Annotated in this window: 6 protein-coding genes; 1 reads left to right on the top strand and 5 read right to left on the bottom strand. The window is 74.3% G+C overall.

Translation table 11 applies throughout. The features are described 5' to 3' along the window. Window positions 1–3: 3 nt before the first annotated feature. The 4 genes from ACWCXC_RS34050 to ACWCXC_RS34065 all read right to left on the bottom strand — a co-directional run bounded on the left by ACWCXC_RS34050 (window position 4) and on the right by ACWCXC_RS34065 (window position 4,236). Entirely contained in the window at window positions 4–810 is an 807-nt protein-coding gene (locus tag ACWCXC_RS34050; protein WP_450684919.1) for an ABC transporter ATP-binding protein, read from the bottom strand. Between the two features lie 77 nt (window positions 811–887). After that, entirely contained in the window at window positions 888–1,943 is a 1,056-nt protein-coding gene (locus ACWCXC_RS34055; RefSeq protein WP_450684918.1) for a FecCD family ABC transporter permease, read from the bottom strand. Then, a complete protein-coding gene (locus ACWCXC_RS34060) occupies window positions 1,940–3,004 on the bottom strand; it encodes a FecCD family ABC transporter permease (protein ID WP_450684917.1) in 1,065 nt (354 codons plus the stop codon). Before ACWCXC_RS34060 ends, ACWCXC_RS34055 begins: the two co-directional genes overlap by 4 nt. Before the next feature lie 203 nt (window positions 3,005–3,207). Further along, window positions 3,208–4,236 (bottom strand): HAD hydrolase-like protein, encoded by a 1,029-nt coding sequence (locus ACWCXC_RS34065; protein WP_450891509.1) that lies wholly within the window; start codon window positions 4,234–4,236, stop codon window positions 3,208–3,210. Window positions 4,237–4,308: 72 nt separating this feature from the next. Here ACWCXC_RS34065 and ACWCXC_RS34070 point away from each other — a divergent pair, with 72 nt between their 5' ends. Continuing rightward, window positions 4,309–5,589 (top strand): DUF1015 family protein, encoded by a 1,281-nt coding sequence (locus ACWCXC_RS34070; RefSeq protein ID WP_450891510.1) that lies wholly within the window; start codon window positions 4,309–4,311, stop codon window positions 5,587–5,589. A 61-nt stretch (window positions 5,590–5,650) separates the two neighbouring features. Here the strand turns inward: ACWCXC_RS34070 and ACWCXC_RS34075 are convergent, their stop codons facing one another. Beyond that, complete coding sequence (locus ACWCXC_RS34075; protein ID WP_450891514.1) at window positions 5,651–6,454, bottom strand: hypothetical protein; 804 nt, start codon at window positions 6,452–6,454, stop codon at window positions 5,651–5,653. Window positions 6,455–6,706 lie beyond the last annotated feature (252 nt).

Genomic DNA, 6,706 nt, shown 5'->3' on the forward strand with positions numbered 1-6,706 from the left:
CCCTCAGGCCCGTGCGGGGCGCGCGGCGCGCTGCCGGGCGGCGGGCACCACCAGCGGCGTGCCGGTCTCCGGGTCCTCGATCACCTGACAGCGCAGCCCGAACACCCGCTCCACCAGCTCCGCCGTGACGATGTCGCCGGGCGCGCCCTCCGCGACGACCCGGCCGTCCCGCATGGCGATGAGGTGGGTGGCGTACCGCGCCGCGTGGTTGAGGTCGTGCAGGACGGCCACCAGCGTGCGGCCCTGGGTCTCGTGCAGTTCGGCGCAGAGGTCGAGCACGTCGATCTGGTGCTGGATGTCGAGGTACGTCGTGGGCTCGTCGAGCAGCAGCAGCGGGGTCTGCTGGGCGAGGGCCATGGCGATCCAGACGCGCTGGCGCTGACCGCCGGACAATTCGTCGACATAGCGATCCCCCAGTGCCGCGACGCCGGTGGCCGCCATCGACTCCTCGACAATGCGCTCGTCCTCGGACGACCACTGGCGCAGCAGCCCCTGGTGCGGGTAGCGGCCGCGGGCGACCAGATCGGCGACGGTGATGCCCTCGGGCGCGATCGAGGACTGGGGCAGCAGCCCGAGGGTCCTGGCGACCTTCTTGGCGGGCAGGGTGTGGAGGGACTCCCCGTCCAGCAGCACCCGGCCCCGGCTGGGCCGCAGCATCCGCGAGAGCGCCCGCAGCAGGGTCGACTTGCCGCAGGCGTTGGGGCCGACGATCACGGTGAACGACCGGTCGGGGATCTCGACCGAGAGGTTCTCCGCGATGACCCTCTGGTCGTAGCCGAGGGTCACCGAATCCGCGGTGAGGCGCTGCATGGTCGTACTCCGGGGGTCGTTCGGTTCGGATGCGGTGGACGGGGCGCCGGCGCGGCCGGTCTCCCTGGTGCGGGCCCTCATATGCGGCCCGCCCGGCGTTCGGTGACCAGCAGCCAGAGCAGGTAGCAGCCGCCGAGCACCCCGGTGACGACGCCGACGGGCAGCTGCCGGTCGCCGAAGGCCCGCATCGACACCCAGTCGGCGACCAGGAGCAGCGCGGCGCCCATGAAGGTCGCGGCGACCAGGTTGGGCCCGGTGGAGCGGGTGAGCCGGCGGGCCAGCTGCGGGGCGCTCAGCGAGACGAAGGTGATCGGCCCGGCGGCGGCCGTGGCCACGGCGACGAGCAGCACCGCCGCGCCCATGAGCAGGAGCCGGGTCCGTTCCACCCGCACCCCGAGCGCGTACGCGGCGTCGTCGCCCATCTCCATCATCCGCAGGGCGGGCCCGTGCGCGTAGACCGGCGGGAGCAGCAGCGCGCAGACCGCGAGGAGCGGCCAGACCTGGGCCCAGTCGCGGCCGTCGAGCGATCCGGTCATCCAGACGACGGCCCGGGTGGCGTCCACCAGGTCGGCCTTGGTGATGAGGTACTGGGTGCCGGCGGTGAGCATGGCGGCGGTGCCGATGCCCACCAGGACCAGCCGGAAGCCGTGCACCCCGCGCTTCCACGCCAGCAGGTACACGGCGACTCCGGTGAGCAGTCCGCCGGCGATCGCGCCGCCCGCGACCGCGGTCGCCCCGCCCTGGAAGAGGACGATCACGCTCAGCGCGCCCACCGTGGCGCCCTGGCCGAAGCCGAGGATGTCGGGGCTGCCGAGCGGGTTGCGCGAGAGGGTCTGGAAGACGGCGCCGCCGGCGCCGAGCGCGGCGCCGACCAGCAGCCCGACCAGGACCCTCGGCAGCCGCAGGTCCGTGACGACGAACTCCTGCTGGAAGGTGCCGTGCCCCAGGAGCGTGCGGACCACTTCGGCGGGGGTCAGGGAGAAGTCGCCGGTGCCGATGAGGACGACGGCCGCGCCCGCCGCGACCACGGCGAGCACCACGACGACGAGGACGGCGCGCACATCCGTACGGAACGAGTGGCCGCCCGGGGTGCGGACGGCCCGCACGGACCGCTTCCCGGTGGTGGTGCTCACAGCTGGACCATCCTCTTGCGGCGTACGAGGTGGAGGAAGACGGGCCCGCCGAGCAGGGCGGTGACGATGCCGACCTGGAGTTCGGACGGGCGGGCGACGATCCGGCCGACGACGTCGGCCCCGAGCAGCAGCACCGGGGCGAGGACGGCGGAGTACGGCAGGATCCAGCGCAGGTCCGGGCCGGTGAGGGTGCGCACCACGTGCGGGATCATCAGCCCGATGAAGACGATCGGCCCGCACGCGGCGGTCGCGGCCCCGCACAGGAGGGTCACGGCGAGCATGGCGAGGACCCGGGTCCTGGTCAGGTGCGCGCCCAGCGAGCGCGCCGTGTCGTCGCCCATCTCCAGCGCGTTGAGCGGACGGGCGAGGAGCGCGGTGAGCAGCACGCCGAGCGCGATGAACGGCCAGACCTTGCCGATCGTCCCCGGGCTCGCGGAGGCGAGCGAGCCGACGGTCCAGAACCGCAGCCGGTCGAGGGCGGCGGAGTCCAGCAGTTGTACGGCGTTGACGTAGCCGTACAGCGCGGCGGTGACGGCCGTCCCGGCCAGCGCGAGGCGCACGGGGTTGGCGGAGCGGCTGCCGCCGAGCAGATAGACGGCGGCCGAGACCAGCGCGGCTCCGGCGAACGCGAACCAGACGTACCCGGTCAGCGAGGTGACGCCGAAGAAGCCGATCGCGGAGACCACGGCGGCGGAGGCCCCGGCGTTGACGCCGAGCAGCCCGGGTTCGGCCAGCGGATTGCGGGTCAGCGCCTGCATCACCGCGCCGGCCAGCCCGAGGGCCGCTCCGACGAGCAGTCCGAGCACGGTCCGGGGGACGCGCACCTCGCGGACGAGGACGTCGTCGCCGCTGCCGCCGTAGTGGAACAGGCCGTGCCACACATCGGCGAGCGGCAGCGGCTTGGCGCCGACCGCGACACTCGCCATACAGACCAGCACCAGCAGCCCCACGGCCACCAGCAGTCCCGTGGCACGCAGCGCGTGACGCCGGGGCGGCGCGGCCGCCGGGGCGGGCACGGCGGACGGGCCCGGACGGGGGTTCGGAGGACTCTCAACCAACACGCGGTTAGGTTAGCCTACCCTCCCCAAGCCGCCGGTCGGTGGTCGGAGAGACCGCCCGGGGCCGGTCCGGGCCGACCAGGGGCCGGTTCAGGCCGACCCTGGGCCGGTCCGGGCCGACCAGAGGCCGGTTCAGGCCGACCCGGGGCCGGCTCGGGAGATCCCGGGTTCGGCAGACCTCCAGTACGGCGAGCCCTTACCGCGCCCTACAGCCCGAGCCGCGCGACCGCCTTCTCCGCGTCGAGCCCGCACGCCCCGTCCCCGGCGTGCGTCCAGGCCGCACCGCACAGGGCGCGCAGCCCGTCGAGCGGGTCGCCGTCGCCGTCCAGCACCAGGGCCTCGTCGCGCACGGAGGCCGTCCAGCCGCCGCAGACATGGCCGCCGCCCACCGGCACCACCTCGGGCTGACCGGTCAGCAGCCCGCGCAGATCCCGGTCGACGTACGTGGGCCGGTGGGCGGGCACCGCGGACAGCAGCCCCGCCGCGCCGGTCACCCCGGTGAGCACGAGCAGCGAGTCCACGCCCCCGTTGAACGCCCCCTCGATATCGGTGTCCAGCCGGTCCCCGACAACCAGCGGACGCTCCGCCCCGGTCCGCAGCACCGTCTCGCGGTGCATCGGCGGCAACGGCTTCCCCGCGACGCGCGGCTCGGCGCCGGTGGCGATCCGCACGACCTCCACGGCGGCACCGTTGCCCGGCGCGATGCCCCGGGCGCCGGGGATCGTCAGGTCGGTGTTGGACGCGAACCACGGCAGCCCGCGGTTGATCGCGTAACAGGCCTCGGCGAACCGCCCCCACGCCAGGTCCGGGCCCCCGTATCCCTGCGCCACGGCCGCCGGATCGTCGTCGGCCGACTCCACCGGCACGAGCCCGCGCTCGCGCAGCGCCACCCGCAGTCCCTCGCCGCCGATCACCAGCACCCGCGCCCCGGCGGGCAGCTGATCGGCGATCAGCCGGGCGACGGCCTGGGCGGAGGTGATCACGTCGGCGGGCTCGGCGGGCACCCCCAGCTCCGTCAGATGCTCCGCCACGGCGGCCGGCGTGCGCAGCGCGTTGTTGGTGACGTACGCGAGACGCATCCCGCCGTCCCGCGCGGTGCCGAGCGAGGCGACGGCGTGCCCGATCGCCTGCCCGCCCGCGTACACCACTCCGTCGAGATCGAGCAGCGCCGTGTCGTACGCCTCGTTCAGCGGGGTGCCGCTCCCGCCGGGCCTGGTCCTGCTCGCGCCACTCATGTTCCGGTACTCCTCTTCGCCTGCGTCTCCCCCGATCATCGCGCATCGGGCGGGCGGACCTACGATGCTGGGATGAACACACGAGGCCCGGCGATCCCGGGACTGCGTCTGGTTCCGTTCCGCGGGCTGCGCTACGTCCCCGACCGGGTCGGCAGTCTCTCGGCGGTGACCTCGCCCCCGTACGACGTGGTCGTGCGCCCGGACGGCCTGCACCACCTCGAATCGGCCGATCCGCACAACATCGTGCGTCTGATCCTGCCCCAGGGGGAATCGGCCACCGCCCGCCACGAACAGGCCGCCGCGACCCTGCGCCGCTGGCTGGCCGAGGGCGTCCTGGCGCCGGATCCCGCACCCGTGCTGTACGTGTACGAGCAGCGGGGCGACGGCATCCTCCAGCGCGGGGTGATCGCCGCCCTGGAGCTGTCGGAACCGGGTGAGGGGATCGTGCTCCCCCACGAGGACGTGATGGACCACGTCGTGGAGGACCGCGCCGATCTGATGCGGACGACGGGGGCCCATCTCGAACCGCTGCTGCTGACCTATCCGGGCGACGACGGCCCGACGGGCACACACGCGGTGATCGGGCGGACGGTGGACCGGCCGCCGCTGCTGGACACCACGACGGAGGACGGTTTCCACCACCGGCTGTGGGCGGTCACGGACGCCGGGGACCGGGCGGAGATCGAACGGGACCTGGCCGGCCACCAGGCGCTGATCGCCGACGGCCACCACCGCTGGGCCACCTATCTCCGGCTGCGCCGGGAGCACTCCGGCCCCGGGCCCTGGGACTTCGGCCTGGTCCTTCTCGTGGACACCGCCCACTATCCGCTGCGGGTCCGCTCGATCCACCGGCTGCTGCACCGGCTTCCCGTGGCCGACGCGCTCGCCGCGCTGACGGGCCTGTTCCGGGTCCGCACCGTGGAGGGGCCGCTTCCCCGGGCGCTGGAGGCACTGGCCGGCGCGGCGGCGCAGGGCAACGCGTTCCTGCTGGCGGGCGACGGCGCCTTCCACCTGGTCGACCGCCCGGACGAGACCCTACTCGCCCGGACTGTCCCGGCGGACCGCCCGGCCGCCTACCGCTCCCTGGACGCGACGGTCCTGCACGCGGCGCTGCTCGGTGAGGTGTGGCGGGTCCCCGACGACGATCCGGCCGAGATCGCCTACATCCACGACACGGCCGCCGCCGTCGAGCAGGCGGAGCGGCACGGTGCGACGGCGGTGCTGATGCATCCGGTACGCGAGGAACTGGTCCGGGACCTGGCCCGGCAGGGCGTCACCATGCCGCGCAAGTCCACGTCGTTCGGGCCCAAGCCCGCCACGGGTCTGGTCCTGCGCAGCCTGGACCTCGACTGACCCGCCCCACCACGCGAAAGAGGGCGGCACCCCGTGCGGGGTGCCGCCCTCTTTCCTCGCCTCAGGCCCTGGCCGGGCCCTCGTACTCGTCGTCCTCGTCGTCGTCCTCGGAGACGTCGTCATCGGCGGCGGCGCTCACGGCAGGCGTCTCCACCGTGCCGGTCTCGTCGCCCTCGTCGCCCTCGTCGTCGAGGGCGTCCACGAACTCCACGCCGTCGAGTTCGGCCAGCCGGTCGGAGGCGTCCGTCGCACCGTCCTTGTCGGCCTCCAGCGCCTTGCCGAACCACTCGCGGGCCTCGTCCTCGCGCCCGGCGGCCAGCAGGGCGTCCGCGTACGCGTAGCGCAGACGCGGCGTCCACGCGTGCACGGCGCTGGAGGCCAGCTCGGAGCTCTGCAGGGTCACGATGGCGGCGTCGAGCTGCCCCATGTCCCGGCGGGCACCGGCGGCGACCAGCCGCATCTCGACCTGGCCCGCCTTGTCCAGCTTCTGCACCTCGGGCTCGCCGGCCATCGCCAGGGCGCGCTCGGGCCGGCCCAGCCCGCGCTCGCAGTCGGCCATGACGGGCCACAGCTCAACGGACCCGGTCATCCGCCGCGCGGCACGGAACTCGGCCAGCGCCTCGGCGTACTTCTGGGTCGCGTACGCGGCGAAGCCCGCGGCCTCCCGGACCGCGGCGACCCGCGAGGCCAGCCGCAGGGCGATGCGCGAGTACGCGTACGCCTGGTCGGGGTCCTCGTCGATGTACCGCGCCACCATGACGAGGTTCCGCGCGACGTCGTCGGCCAGCGTCTTCGGCAGGCTCATCAGCTCCTGACGCACGTCCGGGTCGATCTCGTGCCCGGTGACGTCGTCGGGGATGGGCAGCCGCTTGATGGGCTCACGGTCTCGGTCGTCCCGCCGGTCGTAACCGCCACGGTCGTCACGCCCCCGGTATCCGCCCCGGTCCCGGTCGTCACGCCCCCGGTAGCCACCGCCCCGATTGTCGTCCCGGCCCCGGTAACCGCCGCCGTACGAGCCGCCACGGTTGTCGTCGCGGCGCGGGCCACGGTCCCGGTCACGGTCGTCGCGGCGGAACCCGCCACCACGGTTGTCGTCATCGCGACGGAAGCCACCACC

It is taken from the genome of Streptomyces sp. NPDC001515, assembly GCF_053597115.1.

Coding starts and splice junctions, on each gene's coding strand:
- ACWCXC_RS34050 (WP_450684919.1), bottom strand. CDS start 810: ATGCAGCGCCTCACCGCGGATTCGGTGACCCTCGGCTACGACCAGAGG.
- ACWCXC_RS34065 (WP_450891509.1), bottom strand. CDS start 4,236: ATGAGTGGCGCGAGCAGGACCAGGCCCGGCGGGAGCGGCACCCCGCTG.
- ACWCXC_RS34070 (WP_450891510.1), top strand. CDS start 4,309: ATGAACACACGAGGCCCGGCGATCCCGGGACTGCGTCTGGTTCCGTTC.